We start from the raw sequence: 18,503 nt of genomic DNA, 5'->3' as shown, positions 1-18,503 counted from the left end.
CCCGATCGACGTCCGGTATGTGATACATCGCTACGCTGCCCAAGTGAACAACGGCTACGTGGAACTGAGCAGGGAGCAGTGGAGTGAGCTCCGCAAGAACACGCCCTTGACTCTCACCGCAGACGAGCTGGAAGAGCTGCGCGGCGTCGACGACCCCATCGACCTGACCGAGGTCACCGACATCTACCTCCCCCTGGCCCGGCTGCTCAACCTGCACTTCACCGGGTCGAAGCAGCGCAGCAGCGTACTGAGAGCGTTCCTCGGCAAATCCGAGCGGCGCGTGCCGTACGTGCTGGGTCTGGCGGGCAGCGTCGCGGTCGGCAAGTCGACCACGGCGCGGCTGCTGCACACCCTGCTGGCTCGCTGGCCCGAACATCCGCACGTGGAGCTGGTCACCACCGACAGCTTCCTCTACCCCAACGCCGTCCTCGAGTCCAAGAAGATCATGCACCGCAAGGGCTTCCCCGAGAGCTACGACCGGCGGGCGCTGGTCAGGTTCGTGGCGGCGGTCAAGGCGGGGACGGCCGAGGTGTGCGCGCCGGTGTACAGCCACCTCGAGTACGACATCGTCCCCGGCGCTGCACAAGTAGTGAAAAGTCCGGACATCTTGATTCTCGAAGGGCTCAACGTCCTCCAGCCCGCCCCACCCACCTCCCTCGCCGTCAACGACTACTTCGACTTCTCCATCTACGTCGACGCCAAGGTGGAGGACATCCGTAGCTGGTACGTCGAACGCTTCCACAAACTCCGACGCACGGCCTTCGAGGACCCGAAGTCGTACTTCCGGCACATCGCCGCCATGTCGTACGACGAGGCCACGAAGTTCGCGGTCAACGTCTGGCGCGACATCAACGAACGCAACCTCGTCGAGAACATCGCCCCCACCCGAGGCCGCGCCGATCTCGTCCTCAAGAAGGGTGCGGACCACTCGGTGCAGAAGGTGCTGCTCCGCCAGAGCTGAACGCCTCCTCGAACAGGAACCGGGCGAACCTGCCCCGGCACTCCTGGTCGTCCACGGCGGCGAACCAGCAATCCTCGCCGTGGTCGTGGCACATGAACCCCATCATGAGCGGAAGTTTCGCGCTTTCCGGTCAAAGTGCCATCAACGTCCGATCGACAACAATGACCTAGTGCTGCACCTACGACTGATCGTTCCTCCGGCGCGCACCGGGGAGGCGATGACGGTCCTGGCCGACTGCCCCGGCGTCACCAACATCGTCGTCCTCCCCGGAGCCGCCCGCGAGCCCGCGGGTGACGTCGTCCTGTGCGACGCGGCCAGGGAGTCGGCCAACGAACTGCTCGGACGGCTCGGCTGGCTGCGGACCGAGGGCTCCATCGCGGTCGAGCAGGTCGACCTGTCGATGTCCGAGGTCGCTGCCGACGCGATCGAGGCCGCCCCTGGAGAACCCGACGACGCGGTGGTCTGGGAGGAGCTCGCCCAGCGCCTCCACGCCGAGACACGCGTCACCTGGGCCTACCTCGTCTTCTTGATCATCGCCACCCAGCTCAGCGGCATCGCCGTAGTGCTGGACTCCCCCGTCCTGATCGTCGGGGCGATGGTGCTCGGCCCCGAGTTCGGCGCGGTCGCCGCCGTCTGCTTCGGCCTGCTGCACCGCAAATGGGACCTGATCGCCACCGCGTTCCGGACGCTGGCCGTCGGGTTCGCCGTCGCCGTCGCCGTCACGTTCGCGTGCGCGTTCGTCGCCGCCCTGCTCGGCTGGATCGGCGACGCCAACCTCGCCACCAACGAGGAGATGCAGTTCATCGTCAAACCCGACCGCTGGTCGTTCATCGTGGCGCTGCTGGCCGGCGCGGCGGGCGTGCTGTCGATCACGGCCGGCAAGTCGTCGGCCCTCGTCGGCGTCTTCATCTCGGTGACCACCGTGCCCGCCGCCGGGTACGCCGCCGTCGCGCTGGCACTGGGCCAATGGTCGGAGGTCGGACACGCCGCCCTGCAGCTCGCCGTCAACGTTCTCGGGATGGTCGTCTCCGGCACCGTCGTCCTCACGGTCCAGCGCGCATTCTGGCCTCAGGTCGGACGTCGTTCATCCTCGTGGACGAGGCCACCGCGGCACCCCTACGGGTAGGGTCCGGCACATGCACATCCTCGCCACCGAGGGGCTGACCAAACGCTTCCCCACCGTCACCGCGGTCGACCAGCTCACGGTCGCCGTGGAGCCCGGCGTCACCGGGCTCGTCGGGGCGAACGGCGCCGGCAAGTCCACGCTCATCAAGATGCTGCTCGGCCTGCTGCCGCCGAGCGGCGGCCGGGCGCGGGTGCTCGACCTCGACATCGTCTCCCAGGGCGCCGAGATCCGCCGTTTCGTCGGCTACATGCCCGAGCACGAATCCCTGCCGCCCGACGTCTCGGCCACCGAACTGGTCGTCCACCTGGCGCGGATGTCCGGCCTGCCACGCGTCGCCGCCCGCGAACGGGCCGCCGACGTGCTGCGCCACGTGGGCCTCGCCGAAGAGCGCTACCGGCCGATCGGCGGCTACTCCACCGGCATGAAGCAGCGGGTCAAGCTGGCCCAGGCCCTCGTCCACGACCCCAAGCTGATCTTCCTGGACGAGCCCACCAACGGCCTCGACCCCCGCGGCCGTGACGAGATGCTCACCCTGATCAGGCGCATCGGCACCGAGTTCGGCATCAGCGTCCTCGTCACCTCCCACCTGCTGGGCGAGCTCGAACGCGTCTGCGACCACGTGATCGTCATCGACGGCGGCCGGCTGCTGCGCTCCTCGGCGATCGGCGAGTTCACCCAGGCCACGCAGACCGTCACGGTCGAGGTCGACGAAGGCCTCGACGACCTGGCCGAGCGGCTCACCGCCGGTGGGCAGACCGTCTCGCCGCAGGGCCGCATGCTGGTGGTCAAGGTCCTCGGGCCCGAGACGTACGACGCCGTCCGCGACGCCGCCGCCGACCTCGGGCTCTGCCTGATCCGCCTCGAACAGAACCGTCACCGCATCGAGGACGTCTTCAGGGAGGAGGCGAGCACCCGTGTCTGAGATCTACGACATCGGTTACCGCCATTACGACGGCCCCCGGCTCGGCCGGGGCCACACCGTCCTCGCGCTGACCGCGCACAGCCTGCGCGGCGTCTTCGGTCTCGGCCGCCCGGCGCGCAGCAAGATCGTGCCGTTCGCGCTGGCCGGAATCATGCTGCTGCCCGCGATCGTGACCGTCGCGATGATGGCCCTGATCGGCCAGCGCGGCATGGAGTACAGCGGGTTCGCGGTCGTCATGCAGGCCGTCGTCGCGATCTTCCTCGCCGCGCAGGCCCCCACGGTCGTCGCGCCCGACCTACGCCACCGGGTCCTGCCGCTCTACCTGTCGCGCCCGCTCACGATCGTCGAGTACGTCGGCGCGAAGGTCGCGGCCATGACCGTGGCGGTGTTCGCACTGGTGGCGACCCCGCTCGTGGTGATGTACCTGGGCGAGCTGGTCGTCGACATGCCGGGGCCGCCCGCCACCGGCGAGTTCCTCGGCAGCCTGCTCATGGCGCTGGTGCTGGCGGTGCTGCTGTCGGCGTTCGGGCTGGCCCTCGCGTCGTTCACGCCGCGGCGCGGGCTGGGGGTGGCCTCGGTGATCACCGTGTACCTGCTGTCGTCGGCGTCCGTGCCCCTGCTCTACGGGATGATGGTCAACACCGGCAACGACGCGATCGCGCCGTGGGCCTGGGTGCTCAACCCGTTCTGGCTGGTCGACTCCGTGCAGTCGTGGCTGTTCGGCACACCGCCCCACTCCATCGAGAGCGCCGCCTACCCCAGCGGCGCGGGCTCCACGGCGTTCCTGCTGGTGCTCATCGCCGTCGGCCTCGGCGCGCTCGCCCTGCGCTACAGGAAGGCGGCCGCGCAGTGAAGATCGAACTGTCGGAGGTCTCCCGCTGGTACGGCAACGTGGTCGCCGTCAACGACGTCACCATGACCATCAGCGCCGGCGTCACGGGCCTGCTCGGCCCCAACGGCGCCGGCAAGTCGACGCTGCTGCACATGATGGCCGGCTTCCTCGCCCCGTCGAACGGCACGGTCACGCTGAACGGCTCCCCCGTCTGGAAGAACCACCGCGTCTACCGCGACATCGGCCTCGTCCCGGAACGCGAGGGCGTGTACGGCTTCCTGACGGGCTGGCAGTTCGTGCTCTCGGCCGCTCGCCTGCACGGCCTGAGCGACCCCGAGGAGGCCGCGCGCAAGGCCCTGGCCACCGTCGAGATGGAGGAGCCGAAGGACCGCCGCGTCGAGACGTACTCGAAGGGCATGCGCCAGCGAGTGAAGGTCGCGGCGGCGCTCGTCCACGACCCGGCGGTGCTGCTGCTCGACGAGCCGTTCAACGGCATGGACCCGCGCCAGCGGCTGCACCTGATGGACCTCATCCGCGGGATGGGCGCCGCGGGCAAGACGATCCTGTTCAGCTCCCACATCCTGGAGGAGGTCGAACGGGTGGCCCAGCACATCGAGGTGCTGGTCGCGGGACGGCACGCGGCGTCCGGCAACTTCCGCGAGATCCGGCGGCTGATGACCGACCGCCCCCACCTGTTCATGATCCGCTCCAGCGACGACCGCAAGCTCGCCGCCGCCCTCGTGCGCGACGCGTCCACCGGCGGCATCACCCTGCGCCCTGACAGTCTGGAGGTGCAGGCGACCGAGTTCCGCCGCTTCGCCACGCTGCTGCCCCAGGTCGCCCGCGAAGAAGGCGTACGCCTCCACCAGATCTCCCCCGCCGACGAAGACCTCGAAAGCGTCTTCTCCTACCTCATCAACCGGAGCGGCGCATGAACCACCACCGGCCGCGGCACGACAGCGACGACCGCGCCCGCCTCGCCCGGCGGGGCCATGAGCAGGGAGCGTGGCGATGAACGCCGTCGTGGCCGGCATCACCTACCGGGCCCTGCTCGGCCGCCGCCGGATCATCCTGCTCCTGTTGCTGCCCCTCGCCCTCATCGGGCTCGCGGTGCTGCTGCGCATCTTCGACGGCGACGACCAGGCCACGACCGTCACGCTGATGCAGACCTTCGCCATCAGCACGATGCTCCCGCTGCTCGGCCTGATCGCGGGCACCGGTGTCATCGCCCCCGAGATCGACGACGGCACGATCATCCACCTGATGTCGAAGCCGATCTCCCGACCGGTCATCGCCCTGACGAAGTTCGTGGTGGCGGTCACGCTGCTCGCGGTCTTCGCCGCGCTGCCCACGTACGTCGCCGCCTGGATCCTGGTCGGCAACGAGGACAACATCGCGGCCGGCTTCGCCGTGGGGTCGCTGGCGGCCGGCGTCGCGTACGCCGCCGTGTTCCTGCTGCTCGGCGTGGTCACCCGGCACGCGGTCACGATCGGCATCCTCTACGCCCTGGTCTGGGAGAGCCTGGTGGGCAACCTCATCACGGGCGCCCGTACGTACTCGATCCAGCGCTGGGGGCAGGCGATCGCCGACCAGATCTCCACCTCGGCGTTCTTCGAGTCGGACGTCAGTCTGAGTTTCGCCGTCCCTGCCCTGATCGTCGTCACGATCGCCGCCGTCCTCTACGCCGGCCGCCGCCTGCGGGCCTTTTCTCTCACCGGGGACGAATAAATCCCTGTTTGTTTTGCCGGAAAATAACGACAACAAAGCCCCCACCCGAACGGGTGGGGGCTCGTCCGGCGAAAATCAGGAGCAGGTGTACGTGCTGGGAGCCTTGTCGAACTTGACAGGCCAGCTGGTCTTGCCCCGCAGAATCACGGACTTGCTGGTCTTCACCGCGAGCACGACGCCCGAGGAACCGGCGCGGACCTTGTTGTCACCGACAACGAGAGCCTGCTTGCGACGACCCGACTGGTAGTAGTACCGGACGCCGGTGGCCGCCGGGACCTCGATGTGCGCGTCCTTGTCGGTGCAGCGCGGCTGCTTGAACGTCGGAGCCTGGGTGCGCGAGCTGCAGAAGGTCTTCACGTCCACCGTCACCGGGGCGAGGAACCACCTCTGCTCGGGGCCCTGCTGCAGCCAGTACGACACCTTGTGCGTGCCGGACATCGCGCGGAACGGCACCTCGACGGTCTTGGAGCTCTTGGCGGCCACCTTGACCTGGTTGTAGCGCCAGCCGAACTTCTTGCCCTCGTACGGGCCTTCCTTGATCACCTGGTTGGACACCGGCGGGTACTTGGCCCGCTGGTTGTCGACGCGGTAGTCGAAGGTGTGCTCCCAGTTGGTGGGGTTGGTGAAGGTCAGGGTGACCTTGCCGCACTCCGCCGTGTGCTGCGCGGTCGGCACCGTGGAGACCGGCGCCTTGGCCGCCTCCTGCTGCTGCTCCTGCGAGGCCGCAGGGGTGGTGGTGGCGGCGGGCTCGGGGGTGTCCGCGACAGCGGCCTGAGCCGTCGCGGTGAGGGTCGCGATCGCGAGAATGCCCGCGGCCACGACAGTCTTGGTCTTCAAGGGACTGGCCTTTCTGAGGGTTTGGCTACGGAAACGAATACGCGCCGCTCAAACGAGAAAAGGCTGCGGCGCGCTGACCAGTTATACACCAATAGCCACACATAGGCGCCATTTTCGCTGACGTTGTATTTGGTAACTCACATACCGTTATTTACCAATCGACTCTGACTTCTTGTCAGATACTCGTGTGCGTCAGCATTTGTCGGCATTTTCGTACCTAGGCAGGAAGATAAACCGCACGCCATTCCCCACCCCGCCCTACCAGGGAAAACGCGGAACACCCCGCGGATCCGCACCAGGCGCGGTCCCGCGCACCACCCGGGATCCGCACGCCCCCACCCGCCGACCGGACCACCGGAAGGCGCGCCGTACCCGGACACGCTCGTCACGGACGGCGACCCCCCGCACCACCACGCGGGCACAAAAAAAGATCGGGTACGACGCCACCCGGCGCCGTACCCGATCCGGTGAACTCTCTAGATGCAGGCCTTGCGCACCACGTCGGCCAGCCGGCCCGCCACCTGGGTGGCGTGCTCCTCCGACGCGGCCTCGACCATGACCCGGATCATCGGCTCGGTGCCGCTCGGCCTGATCAGGACGCGCCCGGTCTCACCCAGCTCCGCCTCCGCCTCGGCGACGGCGGCGAGCAGTTCGGGAACCGTGGCCTTGCCCTTGTCGACGTCCTTGACGTTGATCAGGATCTGCGGCAGCGGCGTCATCACCGAGGCGAGTTCCTTCAGCGACACGCCCGACTTGGCGATCACGCCCAGCAGGTGCAGCGAGGTGAGCAGGCCGTCACCCGTGGTGGCGTGGTCGAGCATGATCACATGCCCCGACTGCTCGCCCCCGAGGTTGTAGCCGTCCGCCTTCATCCGCTCCAGCACGTAGCGGTCGCCCACCGCGGTCTCGACCACGGTGATGCCCGCCTCGCGCATCGCGAGCTTGAAGCCCAGGTTGGACATCACGGTCGCGACCACGGTCTCCTTGACCAGCCGGCCCTCGCCGTGCATGGCCGCGGCCAGGATGGCCATGATGTGGTCGCCGTCGATGATCGCGCCCGTGTGGTCGACCGCGAGGCAGCGGTCGGCGTCGCCGTCATAGGCCACGCCCAGGTCGGCCCCGCGCGACACGACGATCTGCTGGAGCTTGTCCAGGTGCGTCGAGCCGTGCTCCGCGTTGATGTTCAGGCCGTCGGGACGCGCCCCGATGGCCTCCACCCGGGCCCCCGCGCGCAGCAGCGCCTCCGGAGCGACCATGTGGGCCGCGCCGTGAGCGCAGTCGACCACGATGTTCAGCCCGTCGAGCGAGTGGTCCATCGTGGTCAGCACGTGCGAGATGTACCGGTCGGCCTCACCGTAGGCGTCACGTACGCGACCGACGCCCGAGCCCACGGGGAAGCTCCACTGCTCACCCAGCCGCCGTTCGATCTCGTCCTCGACCGAGTCGGACAGCTTGAAGCCGCCGCGGGCCAGGAACTTGATGCCGTTGTCGGGCGCCGGGTTGTGCGACGCCGACAGCATCACCCCGAGATCGGCGCCGAGCGCCGCGGTGAGGTGGGCGACGGCCGGGGTGGGCAGTACGCCGAGGCGCAGCACATCCACACCAGACGCCGCAAGGCCGGCGACCACAGCGGCCTCCAGGAATTCACCTGAGGCACGCGGGTCCCGGCCTACGACCGCCACCGGACGGCGTCCGGTGGCGGAGAAAGCGCCTGCATCGCCGAGGACGTGCGCAGCCGCCACGGACAGGTCCATGGCGAGCTCCGCCGTGAGGTCGCGACCAGCGACCCCACGTACCCCGTCGGTGCCGAAAAGGCGCCCCAATTTAGCGCTTGCTGTACTGCGGAGCCTTGCGGGCCTTCTTGAGGCCGTACTTCTTCCGCTCCGTGGCGCGGGCGTCACGGGTGAGGAAGCCGGCCTTCTTCAGCGGCGGCCGGTTGACCTCGACGTCCAGCGTCGCGAGGGCGCGGGACAGACCCATGCGCAGCGCGCCGGCCTGGCCGGTCACGCCGCCGCCGTCGATGCGCGCGATGACGTCGAACGCCTCTTCGGCACCCAGCACGACGAACGGCTCGTTGACGATCTGCTGGTGGACCTTGTTCGGGAAGTACGTGTCCAGCGAACGACCGTTGATCGTCCACTTGCCGCTGCCCGGGACGATGCGCACGCGGGCGATCGCCTCCTTACGGCGGCCCGTGCCGTACGAGTTGCCCGTGGTGACGGGCTTCCGCACGGGAGCGTCGGCGCTGGCGGCGGACTCGGTGGTGTACTCGGACGGGAAGTCCTCGCCGGAGTACTCCTCCAGCTCGGCCTCGACGACCGTCTCGACACCGGTGGGCTCAGCCACGGTTCTCCTCTAACTCTTTCGAACTACTACTGGGCGATCTGGGTGATCTGGAAGGGCACCGGCTGCTGGGCCTGGTGCGGGTGCTCGCTACCCGCGTAGACCTTCAGCTTCTTGGCCATCTTCCGGCCGAGGGAGTTCTTGGGAAGCATGCCCTTGACGGCCTTCTCGACGGCCTTGTCCGGCCGCTTCTCCATGAGCTCGCCGTACGAGACGGAACGCAGACCGCCCGGGTAGCCCGAGTGGCGGTACGCCCTCTTCTGCTCAAGCTTGTTGCCAGTCAGCGCGATCTTGTCCGCGTTGATGACGATGACGAAGTCACCGGTGTCGACGTGGTTGGCGAAGATCGGCTTGTGCTTGCCGCGGAGCAGGGTCGCGACGTGGCTGGCCAGCCGGCCCAGCACGACATCGGTCGCGTCGATGACGTACCACTGACGCTGGACGTCGGCGGGCTTCGGTGAGTACGTGCGCACGGTCGTAGCCTTCTTTATGCTCGCGTCTTCGGCGCTGTCGGATGCGACAGCTACATGGGTTCGGTCGGTGCGGGCACACGACGGCCCGGACCTTCCGTCTCCGCAGCATGGGAGATGACGCCGGACGCGCCGCGCATTGGTCACGGGGACCTATGCACACACGAAACGAGAGGCTACCCGCCCGAAGGCGTCCTGGTCAAAAGACCGGTAACCTCGAACGATCCTACCTGATCGCAGAACGGTTCCATTTCGTTTCCCTGCGGCCCCTTCAATCCCACGGCTCCCGATCCCTATCGTTGATTTCGGCATGTGGCAGAGCTTTCACTCCCTGCGGTCCCAGCGGGGTCCTCGGCGCCGGGGTCACCTGGGTGTGCTGGGCTGCCTCACGCTGGCGGCGCTGTTCACCGGCGTGCTCATCGGCCGCCTGGACCACGACCCCGGGCAGGCCCGCCGCGTCTACCTCGAAGAGACCGTCCCGCCCCCCGCCGCGGCGACCCGGCCCGCGCCACCGTCCGAGCGCAAGTCCCGGCCGCTGGCCGAGAAGATCCCCCGGCAGACCACGCCCGAGAAGGCCGCCCGCGCCACCCCCGGGACGGTCCGGACACCGTCCGGCCTGGTGCAGGGCTTCGACGTGCCCGAGGACCCACTGCTCGGCGACCACAGCGAAGGCGTGCGCGTGCTCGCCGGCATGGCCGGCCGGGTCGTCTCGCTGACCAACGCCGCGCGCTCGCGTCACGGCTGCCGTCCGTTGCGGGTCGACGACGGTCTCACGCGCTCCGCCCGCAGGCACTCCCTGGAGATGGCCCGTACCGGCAAGCTGGTCCACAACTCGCCGAACGGCTCCTCGCCCTGGGCCCGGATGGAACGTGCCGGTTATTTCTGGGGGGCCGCCGAGAACATCGGCGCCGGCTACACCACCCCGGAAGCGGCCGTCGACGGCTGGCTCGACCGACGTGACCACCGCAGGAACATCCTCAACTGCCGGCTCAAGGCCATCGGCGTGGGCGTCGCCTCCGGCCCAGGAGGCCCGTGGTGGACGCAGGACTTCGGAACCCGATGACGCGCGTCACGGTAATGTCGCCGCATGGGTTTTCCCGACGAACGTGAAAACGGCATGGGCGGCGCGCCGTTCGGCGGCGCCCCCTACGGGATGGCGCCCGCCCCCAAGACCGCCGGCGACCCTTTCGCTCCTTTCGGTGAGCAGCCTCTCGGTCAGCAGCCTCCCGGTCAGCAGCCTCCCGGTCAGCAGCCTCCTGGTGAGCCGCCGGCACCCGCGCCGGAGGGCCGCGCGCCCCGCCGTTCCCGCAAGCAGCGCAACGCCTCGCCCGACCCGGCGGCACCGGGCGAGCCCGACGCCTCCCCCGAGATCGAGTACGTGCCGCAGAGCAGGGTCGGGTGGAGCCCGTACGACGAGGGTCCACGCTCGCGCGCCCCGATGTGGGCCGCGATCGGCGGCGTGCTGGTGCTCGGGCTGTTCGGCGGGGGCCTCGCCGTGATGTGGAACGCCGACGCCCCCACCCCCGACCAGACCACCACGGCCCGCCAGACCTCGGCGCCGCTGCCGTCGGTGCCGTCCGGCAAGTACGGCTTCGCCGCCGACCGCACCACCGACCCCGACTCGATCTCGGTCAAGGAGATCTTCGGTACGAACAAGAAGTTCTCCGTCTCCGGCCGCGACTACGAGATGACGATCACCAGCAAGGACAAGAAGTGCACCGACGGCGCCCAGGGCGACAAGCTCCAGAAGGCGCTCAAAGCGGCCAAGTGCACCCAGTTCGTCCGTGCCAGCTTCCGTGACAAGGACGGCAAGGTGATCGGCACGGTCGGCGTGGGCAACCTCAACACCAGCAAGTCGGCCGGCAAGGTGGCCAAGGCGGGCAACACCGAGAACTACGTCAAACCACTGGCCGGGAAGGACGAGGTCACCAAGCACCTCGGCGCGGGCAGCGGCGGCGCGAAGATCCTGACGTGGGGCCACTACGCGGTGCTGGTCTGGTTCCAGAACAAGGACGGCACGAAGCCCGACTCCAAGGGCTCCAAGCGCATCAGCCAGGCGATCGACGACATCACCAAGGCCACGGTGTTCAAAGCCATGGACCACCGTTCCCTGACGGGAAGCAGGCTGAGCTGAGTCGCTTTGTGTGACAAGTGGCCACAAAAAGGACGCCTGATGCGTCCGGGAACACCCATACCGGCCTAACGATCTCGATCCTCTCGCTAGGCTCCAGCTATGCGTGGCCAGGAACCCGGGTCTGAGCACGATCGCAGGGCGGCCGACAGCTCGGCCGCTCCGGCGGCCCCACCGCCGAGCTTCGGCCAGACCGACAGCCAGGACGTACCACCGGCGTTCCCCCGAACCCACGGGGCGGCCGAGGCCGAGCCACGGCCCGCCGCCCCCGTCTTCGGCGACTCCCCGATCGCCCCACCACCAGGCGCGCAACCCTGGGAAGTCCCCGCCGACGACACCTACGACTGGTACGCCGACCCCACCAACCCCCCGGCCATCGTCGACGGCGTGATCGGCACCGCGCAGGCCGGCACCACCGACCTGTCCGGCGCCAACGGCCCGCGGCCTGGCGGCCCGGTCGGAACCGACGGGCTGATCGGTGCGGGCGACCCGATCGGGCCCGGCGGCCTGATCGGAGCCGACCGTCCGACCGGAGCCGACGGGCTGATCGCGACCGACGGCCCGTACACGAGCACCGACGCCAGCGCCACCGCCGTCCACCACACCCAAGCCGTCACTGCGCCCGCCCCCCAACGCATCTCCCCCCAGAACCCCACCGCGCCGCCCACCCACCCGGACACCCCCCACATCCACACGTCCGGCACCCCCGCCCACCCGCACGGGCCCGGCTCCCAAACGGCAGGCACCAGCCCGGCACATCCGCACGCCTTCGGCTCCCCAGCGCCCGGCGCCAGTCCGGCGCCGCCCGGCTCCGGGCACGCGTTCGCCGGGCCGCCCCCGCTCGGCGCGCCGAGCGGCCCGCACCCGAGCGCCCACCCGCACGACGCAGCCGTCCCCCCTGCCTACGCGCACGGCACGGCCGTTCCTCCGGAGCACCAGGCCGCCACCGACCCGAACGGCACGGTCGTCCACCCGGGCATGACCAGCACCGACCCGCACGGCACCGCCGTCCACCCGGCGTCTCCGTACGGTTCGAGCCACTCGGCTCCTGGCCCCGCCGGATACCCCGACGCTTCGAGCACCGCCGACCCCACGGCCCCCCACCCAGGAGCGTTCGGCGCACCGACCGCCCAGGGCCACCCCGGCGCGCAGGGCGACCACCAGCAGCCGTGGAACGACCAGAACCCCCACGGCCGGCCCTGGGGCCGGCAGAGCCATCACGAACAGCCGTGGAACCACCAGAACCAGCACGGCCGGCCCCGGAACCAGCAGAGCAACCAGGACCAGCCCCCGCCCCCACACGCCCAACCATGGGACGGCCAGGGGCACGGACAGCACTGGAACAGCCCCGCACCCGGCCAGGGACAGCCCTGGGACGGCCGGCAGCACGGGCAGCGCCGGGAGGGCCAGGGGCACGGGCAGCAGCCTGGTCACTGGACCGGGCAGCCGGTGGTGCCGGGTGCGCCGCCATGGGAGCCGCCGCCCGCGTTCACCGCCGCCGCGGCGGGCATGCCGGTGTGGCCCGTGCCCGTCTCCGACCCGACCGCCCTGCCCCCGTGGCCGGCCGCGACCGGGGAACTCGTCGCCGAGCCTGACGAGCCGAACCGCCTCCCGCCGTTCGACCCGAACGCCACCAACCCGGAAGGCATGACCCGTCCGGCACGTTCGCACCCCACGGACAACGGCCCGCAGCCGCCGGCTCATGGCCCGGCCCACGCCGGTCCTGGTACGTCAGCGCCGAACGAGCCGGCCCCAGGCGCCCCGGACGACACCCGCCCCGTGCCCGCCTCCGACCTTGGCGCCCTCCACCCGAACGCCGACCACGGACGCGCCACCCAACCGGACCAGGGCCCGCACCCGGCCACCCCGAACACCGGCCACCCGCCTACGGCTCACGGGACCACCCACCCGCACGCCGCCCAGGGAACCCCGTACACGGACGCCGGCCACACAGCCGCCCACCCGGACATCGCGCACGTGGGTTCCGCGCACGGCACCGCGCCGGTCGACGGCATCCCCACTCCCCCTGACCCACCGGGCGGCCACCGTCCCGACGCCGTCCCCGGCGACCACCTCGGACCCGCCACGGACCCGACGGCCCAGGCCGTAGAAGCCGTGTCGCGGCCCGCGCCGGAGCACCAGGAGGCGGCCCAGCCGTACGAGGAGGCAGCGCCCGGCGTCCTCGCCGCCCCGGTGGACCAGCTGGAGCACACCGCCCTCACGACCCCCCACCAGAGGCCGGAAGACCTCGGCACACAGCCGTTCGCCGTGGAGGACGACACCCCGGGCGCCGCTCACGGAGCGCCGCAAGGCACCGCTCACGACGCAACACAAGAGCCCGCTCACGGCGCGACGCACGACACCGCACCCGACGCGACCCCCGACACCGAAGCCACCCCTGACGGCACGCCCACCCCGCCCCACGAGCCCGGCGACGTCCCCGTATGGCCCCCCACGCCCCCAGCCGGTGAGAAGCTGCCGGACCTCCCGTTCGCCAAGGACACCTGGGGCCAGAAACCCCCGATGAACCTGCCGGTCCCCCGTCAGGGCACGCCCATGTTCCCCCCAGGGGCGTTCAAGCAGCCTCCGTTCCAGACCCCGCCCCCACCACCGCCACCTCCCAAGAGCAAGCGAGCCCTGTTCGTGACGCTCGGCGCGCTGGCGCTGGCCGGCGTGGCGACCGGCGGCTTCTTCGCCTACCAGGCGGTGAGCGCCCAGGGCCCGTCCACGGCCGCCGCCGGACTCCCGAGCGCGTCCCAGCCCCCCGTCTCCGCCGAGGCGGCCCCGTCCGCCGACGCGCCCAGCACGTCCGCCCTCGACTCCGAGCAGAGCGACCCGCAGAAGATGGCCCTGTCGGAAGCGTTCCCGAAGAAGAAGGTGACGGCGTCGGGCGCCACCTTCACCCGGGTCAAGGCCACCCTGGAGACGTCCTGCGACAAGGCGGCGACGGGCGCGTTCGCCACGGCCCTGAAGGAGCACGGCTGCAGCCGCGTGCTGCGGGCCACGTACGTCGACGGCAAACGCCGCTACGCGGTCACGACCGGCATCGCGGTCTTTCCCGACAAGGACTCCGCGTCGGCGGCCGACCAGGCGAAGGACCTGTCGCGCAACGTGTGGTTCCGTCCGCTGCCGGGCGCGGAGGGCTCGGGCAGCGAGAAGGTGCACATCGCGGGCGGTTACGCGGCCGGGCTCGCGTGGGGACGCTACATCGTCTTCAGCTACGCCACCCACGCCGACGGCCGCACGCCGGGTTCCGACGAGAAGACGCTGCCCGAGGTCAGCGGCGCGTTCCGCGACGAGACGTCACTGGTCCTGGAGCGTCGCGCCACCAGCGACTGACCCAGGAGCCGGCAGGGTGCGGACTCGCCGCGTGGCCTCGGCCCGCGCGGCGAGTTCCGCCTCCGCCGGGTAGCCGACCTCCTCCAGGCACAGCCCGTGCGCGGGCGCCACGTGCACCCCTGAGTCGCGTACGGCGCGGGTCAGCACCTCGCCGGGCCACTCCGCCGTCCGCCGTCCGTCTCCGGCCGCGAGCAGCGACCCCACCAGCGCCCGCACCATCGAGTGGCAGAACGCGTCCGCGACGACGGTGGCCACAAGCACGCCGTCCGCCTCGCGCGCCCACTCGAGCCGCTGCAGTTCCCTGATCGTCGTGGCGCCTTCGCGTTTCTTGCAGAACGCCGCGAAGTCGTGCTCGCCGAGCAGCCGCGCGGCCGCCACGTTCATCCGGTCGAGGTCGAGCGGCCGGTTGTGCCAGACGATCTCGCGCCGTCGCAGCGGGTCGACGCCACCGGCCGCGTCGCACACCCGGTACGCGTAACGCCGGTACAGCGCCGAGAAACGGGCGTCAAAGCCCTCAGGAGCCACGCTGACCCGCCGAACCCGTACATCCAGCGGCAAGACCCCACCAAGCCGTCTCACGAGCGCAGCGAGCCGCTCGTCGACGCTCAGCGGCCCACGGTTGCTGTCGAGCTCGGCCAGCGTCTCGTCCGTCACGTCCACGTGCGCGACCTGCCCGCGCGCGTGCACGCCGGCGTCGGTACGTCCCGCCACGGTGAGGGTGGGAGGCGTGGCCATGCGCAGGATGCGGCCGAGCGCCTGCTCGATCTCCCCCTGGACCGTACGCCGCCCGGGCTGGCCGGCCCAGCCGGAGAAGTCGGTCCCGTCGTAGGCGAGATCGAGACGGAGCCGTACCACGATGATCCTCCTTGTACGAAAACGGGCCCGGACCCCCGTGAGGGGGCCGGGCCCGGCTTCAACCAGCCTGAGAGATCAGGCCTCGTCCTTCTTCGCCTCGGCGGCCGGAGCCTCTTCGGCAGCAGCCTCCGGAGCCGTCTCCTCGGCCTTCGGCTCCGCGGCCTCGACCTCGGCGGCCTCGGTCGCGGGCGCCTCGGTCTCCTCGGCGGCCGGCGCCGGAGCGGCGGCAGCGGCGGGAGCCGCGGTGCGGGTGGTGACGGCGTTCAGCGGCTCGGCCACCAGCTCGATGACCGCCATCGGGGCGTTGTCGCCCTTCCGGGCACCGATCTTGGTGATGCGCGTGTAGCCACCGGGACGCTCGGCGAACGTCGGAGCGATCTCCGTGAACAGGTGGTGCACGACGCCCTTGTCCCGGACGACGGTCAGCACCTGGCGACGGTTGTGGATGTCGCCCTTCTTCGCCTTGGTGATCAGGCGCTCGGCCAGCGGGCGCAGGCGCTTGGCCTTCGCGACCGTCGTACGGATCTTGCCGTGGCGGAACAGATCGGTGGCGAGGTTCGCCAGGATCAGCCGCTCGTGCGCCGGGCTACCGCCAAGGCGTGCACCCTTGGTGGGCTTGGGCATGGTCTGTCTCCTCCAGGGTTAACCCGCCCCGGCCGTACCAGGTACCGGAGTCGGGCCGGCGCCGCGGATGCGCGGCGCCGTTACGTTGCCCCGCGGACACCCGCGGGGACGATCTCAGTACTGCTCGGTCTCGACGTACGCGCTGTCGTCGTCGTCGTAGCCGCCGCCGGCCACCGCGCTCGGGTCGAACCCGGGCGGGGAGTCCTTCAGCGCCAGCGACATCTCGTGCAGCTTCTGCTTGACCTCTTCGATCGACTTGGCGCCGAAGTTGCGGATGTCGAGCAGGTCCTGCTCACTGCGGGCGACGAGCTCACCCACGGTGTGGATGCCCTCGCGCTTGAGGCAGTTGTAGGAGCGGACGGTGAGGTTGAGCTCCTCGATCGGCAGCGCCAGGTCGGCCGCCAGGGCGGCGTCGGTGGGCGACGGGCCGATGTCGATGCCCTCGGCCTCGACGTTGAGCTCACGGGCCAGGCCGAACAGCTCGACGAGAGTCTTGCCGGCGGAGGCCACCGCGTCGCGGGGCTTCATCGCGGGCTTGGTCTCGACGTCGAGGATGAGCCGGTCGAAGTCGGTGCGCTGCTCGACTCGGGTGGCCTCGACCTTGTACGTGACCTTGAGCACCGGGGAGTAGATCGAGTCGATCGGGATGCGCCCGATCTCCTGGCCCGGCTGCTTGTTCTGCGCGGCGGACACGTAGCCGCGACCGCGCTCGACGGTCAGCTCCATCTCGAGCTTCGCCTTGCTGTTGAGCGTGGCGATGCGCAGCTCGGGGTTGTGCACCTCGACACCGGCCGGCGGCGCGATGTCGGCGGCGGTGACCTCACCCGGGCCCTGCTTGCGCAGGTACATCACGACAGGCTCGTCGTGCTCGGAGGAGACGACGAGTTCCTTGAGGTTGAGGATGATGTCGGTGACGTCTTCCTTGACCCCGGGAACCGTCGAGAACTCGTGCAGCACGCCCTCGATACGGATGCTCGTCACGGCCGCGCCCGGAATGGACGACAGCAGTGTGCGGCGCAGCGAGTTGCCGATGGTGTAGCCGAAGCCCGGCTCCAGCGGCTCGATGACGAACCGGGACCTGGTGTCGTCGATCGACTCTTCGAGAAGAGTCGGACGCTGAGCGATCAGCATGTGTGGGTTCTCCCCTTTTTCGTGTGGCGCCCGCTATATGACGCCACTCCGATAAACAGCCTAGTCCGGGTACGGCATGCCGTACCCGGACCGAGCGAGTGACTACTTACTTCGAGTAGTACTCGACGATGAGCTGCTCCTGGACCTGGGTGTCGATCTGCTGCCGAACCGGCAGCTGGTGCACCAGGACGCGGAGCTTCTCCGGCACGACGCCGAGCCAGGCGGGAACCGTGCGCTCACCGGCGGTGGCGCGGGCCACCTCGTACGGCAGCATGTTGCGCTTGGTCTCGCGGACCTCGACGATGTCGTGCTCGCGAACGCGGTACGACGGGATGTCGACCTTCTTGCCGTTCACCAGGATATGGCCGTGGCGCACCTGCTGGCGGGCGGCGTCACGCGACTGGGCGAAGCCGGCGCGGTAGACGACGTTGTCGAGACGGCTCTCCAGGATCTGGAGGAGCACCTCACCCGACTTGCCGCTCTTGCTGGCGGCTTCCTCGTAGTAGTTGCGGAACTGCTTCTCGAGGACGCCGTAGATACGACGAGTCTTCTGCTTCTCGCGAAGCTGAAGCTGGTACTCGGACTCCTTGGGGCGTCCGCGGCCGTGCTCACCCGGCGGGTAAGGACGGATCTCGATGGGGCACTTGGCGGACTCACACTTGCTGCCCTTGAGGAAGAGCTTGGTCTTCTCGCGACGGCAGAGCTTGCAGTCCGCGCCCGTGTAACGAGCCATTTCTCTCTATCTCCTGGGCTTGGTCAGACGCGGCGGCGCTTGGGCGGACGGCAACCGTTGTGCGGAACCGGGGTGACGTCCTGGATCGAGCCCACCTCGAGGCCGGTGGCCTGCAGCGAGCGGATCGCGGTCTCACGGCCGGAGCCGGGACCCTTGACGAAGACGTCAACCTTGCGCATGCCGTGCTCCATGGCGCGGCGGGCGGCGTTCTCAGCGGCCATCTGCGCGGCGAACGGGGTGGACTTACGAGAGCCCTTGAAACCCACGTGGCCGGCGCTGGCCCAGGAGATCACGTTCCCGTTCGGGTCGGTGATCGAGACGATCGTGTTGTTGAACGTGCTCTTGATATGGGCGTGCCCGTGAGCGACGTTCTTCTTCTCCTTGCGGCGCACCTTCTTCGGCGCACCCTGACGGCTCTTAGGAGGCATTCTGTGCCTTCACTCCTGAGGTCTTCGGTCCCGCGGCTGCGTG

At 69.8% G+C, this 18,503-nt stretch carries 18 protein-coding genes; 9 read left to right on the top strand and 9 right to left on the bottom strand.

Features of this window, described 5'->3' with window-relative positions; all coding sequences use genetic code 11:
• Positions 1-58: 58 nt before the first annotated feature.
• From coaA to BLR04_RS25270, 6 genes are all read left to right on the top strand, one after another.
• Positions 59-961 carry a type I pantothenate kinase gene (gene coaA, locus BLR04_RS25295; RefSeq protein ID WP_218129153.1) on the top strand — a complete coding sequence of 301 codons (903 nt, stop codon included), beginning with the start codon at positions 59-61 and terminating at the stop codon, positions 959-961.
• Positions 962-1,130: 169 nt separating this feature from the next.
• Positions 1,131-2,087: a DUF389 domain-containing protein gene (locus tag BLR04_RS25290; RefSeq protein WP_090769759.1), complete on the top strand. Its 957-nt coding sequence runs from the start codon at positions 1,131-1,133 to the stop codon at positions 2,085-2,087.
• A 10-nt stretch (positions 2,088-2,097) separates the two neighbouring features.
• Positions 2,098-3,009: an ABC transporter ATP-binding protein gene (locus BLR04_RS42445; RefSeq protein WP_090769757.1), complete on the top strand. Its 912-nt coding sequence runs from the start codon at positions 2,098-2,100 to the stop codon at positions 3,007-3,009.
• Positions 3,002-3,862, top strand: a complete 861-nt coding sequence (locus BLR04_RS25280) for an ABC transporter permease (protein WP_090769755.1) — start codon at positions 3,002-3,004, stop codon at positions 3,860-3,862. Before BLR04_RS42445 ends, BLR04_RS25280 begins: the two co-directional genes overlap by 8 nt.
• On the top strand, positions 3,859-4,776 hold the full coding sequence (locus BLR04_RS25275) for an ABC transporter ATP-binding protein (RefSeq protein WP_090769753.1): 918 nt from the start codon (positions 3,859-3,861) through the stop codon (positions 4,774-4,776). Before BLR04_RS25280 ends, BLR04_RS25275 begins: the two co-directional genes overlap by 4 nt.
• Before the next feature lie 76 nt (positions 4,777-4,852).
• Entirely contained in the window at positions 4,853-5,569 is a 717-nt protein-coding gene (locus BLR04_RS25270; protein WP_090769917.1) for an ABC transporter permease subunit, read from the top strand.
• Positions 5,570-5,644: 75 nt separating this feature from the next.
• Here the strand turns inward: BLR04_RS25270 and BLR04_RS25265 are convergent, their stop codons facing one another.
• The 4 genes from BLR04_RS25265 to rplM form a co-directional block, all read right to left on the bottom strand.
• Entirely contained in the window at positions 5,645-6,406 is a 762-nt protein-coding gene (locus tag BLR04_RS25265) for a hypothetical protein (RefSeq protein ID WP_143022188.1), read from the bottom strand.
• 476 nt (positions 6,407-6,882) lie between these two features.
• Complete coding sequence (glmM, locus tag BLR04_RS25260; RefSeq protein ID WP_090769748.1) at positions 6,883-8,229, bottom strand: phosphoglucosamine mutase; 1,347 nt, start codon at positions 8,227-8,229, stop codon at positions 6,883-6,885.
• A gap of 1 nt (position 8,230) precedes the next feature.
• Positions 8,231-8,752: a 30S ribosomal protein S9 gene (gene rpsI / locus BLR04_RS25255; protein WP_090769746.1), complete on the bottom strand. Its 522-nt coding sequence runs from the start codon at positions 8,750-8,752 to the stop codon at positions 8,231-8,233.
• Positions 8,753-8,778: 26 nt separating this feature from the next.
• Complete coding sequence (gene rplM, locus BLR04_RS25250) at positions 8,779-9,222, bottom strand: 50S ribosomal protein L13 (RefSeq protein ID WP_090769743.1); 444 nt, start codon at positions 9,220-9,222, stop codon at positions 8,779-8,781.
• A 370-nt stretch (positions 9,223-9,592) separates the two neighbouring features.
• On the opposite strand from rplM, the gene BLR04_RS25245 reads away from it, so the two are divergent.
• The 3 genes from BLR04_RS25245 to BLR04_RS40860 all read left to right on the top strand — a co-directional run bounded on the left by BLR04_RS25245 (position 9,593) and on the right by BLR04_RS40860 (position 14,689).
• Positions 9,593-10,282, top strand: coding sequence for a CAP domain-containing protein (locus tag BLR04_RS25245; protein ID WP_090769741.1), 690 nt, complete (start codon positions 9,593-9,595; stop codon positions 10,280-10,282).
• Positions 10,283-10,306: 24 nt separating this feature from the next.
• Positions 10,307-11,353, top strand: a complete 1,047-nt coding sequence (locus BLR04_RS25240) for a hypothetical protein (protein ID WP_143022187.1) — start codon at positions 10,307-10,309, stop codon at positions 11,351-11,353.
• A gap of 99 nt (positions 11,354-11,452) precedes the next feature.
• Positions 11,453-14,689: a hypothetical protein gene (locus BLR04_RS40860; protein WP_090769738.1), complete on the top strand. Its 3,237-nt coding sequence runs from the start codon at positions 11,453-11,455 to the stop codon at positions 14,687-14,689.
• Here BLR04_RS40860 and truA read toward each other — a convergent pair.
• The 5 genes from truA to rpsK form a co-directional block, all read right to left on the bottom strand.
• Positions 14,654-15,544 (bottom strand): tRNA pseudouridine(38-40) synthase TruA, encoded by an 891-nt coding sequence (gene truA / locus BLR04_RS25230; RefSeq protein WP_090769736.1) that lies wholly within the window; start codon positions 15,542-15,544, stop codon positions 14,654-14,656. The two genes, BLR04_RS40860 and truA, sit on opposite strands and share 36 nt — an antisense overlap.
• 75 nt (positions 15,545-15,619) lie before the next feature.
• Positions 15,620-16,168, bottom strand: coding sequence for a 50S ribosomal protein L17 (gene rplQ / locus BLR04_RS25225; RefSeq protein WP_090769734.1), 549 nt, complete (start codon positions 16,166-16,168; stop codon positions 15,620-15,622).
• 114 nt (positions 16,169-16,282) lie between these two features.
• Positions 16,283-17,299 (bottom strand): DNA-directed RNA polymerase subunit alpha, encoded by a 1,017-nt coding sequence (locus BLR04_RS25220; RefSeq protein WP_090769732.1) that lies wholly within the window; start codon positions 17,297-17,299, stop codon positions 16,283-16,285.
• Positions 17,300-17,405: 106 nt separating this feature from the next.
• Entirely contained in the window at positions 17,406-18,032 is a 627-nt protein-coding gene (rpsD, locus tag BLR04_RS25215) for a 30S ribosomal protein S4 (protein WP_090769730.1), read from the bottom strand.
• 23 nt (positions 18,033-18,055) lie between these two features.
• Positions 18,056-18,460, bottom strand: coding sequence for a 30S ribosomal protein S11 (gene rpsK, locus BLR04_RS25210; protein ID WP_020542285.1), 405 nt, complete (start codon positions 18,458-18,460; stop codon positions 18,056-18,058).
• Between the last annotated feature and the right edge of the window lie 43 nt (positions 18,461-18,503).

The sequence above is a fragment of the Nonomuraea maritima genome (assembly GCF_900100395.1).
Classification (GTDB): Bacteria; Actinomycetota; Actinomycetes; order Streptosporangiales; family Streptosporangiaceae; genus Nonomuraea; species Nonomuraea maritima.
The sequence above is the reverse complement of the archived record's forward strand: the minus strand, read 5'-3'. Positions and strand labels throughout refer to the sequence as shown.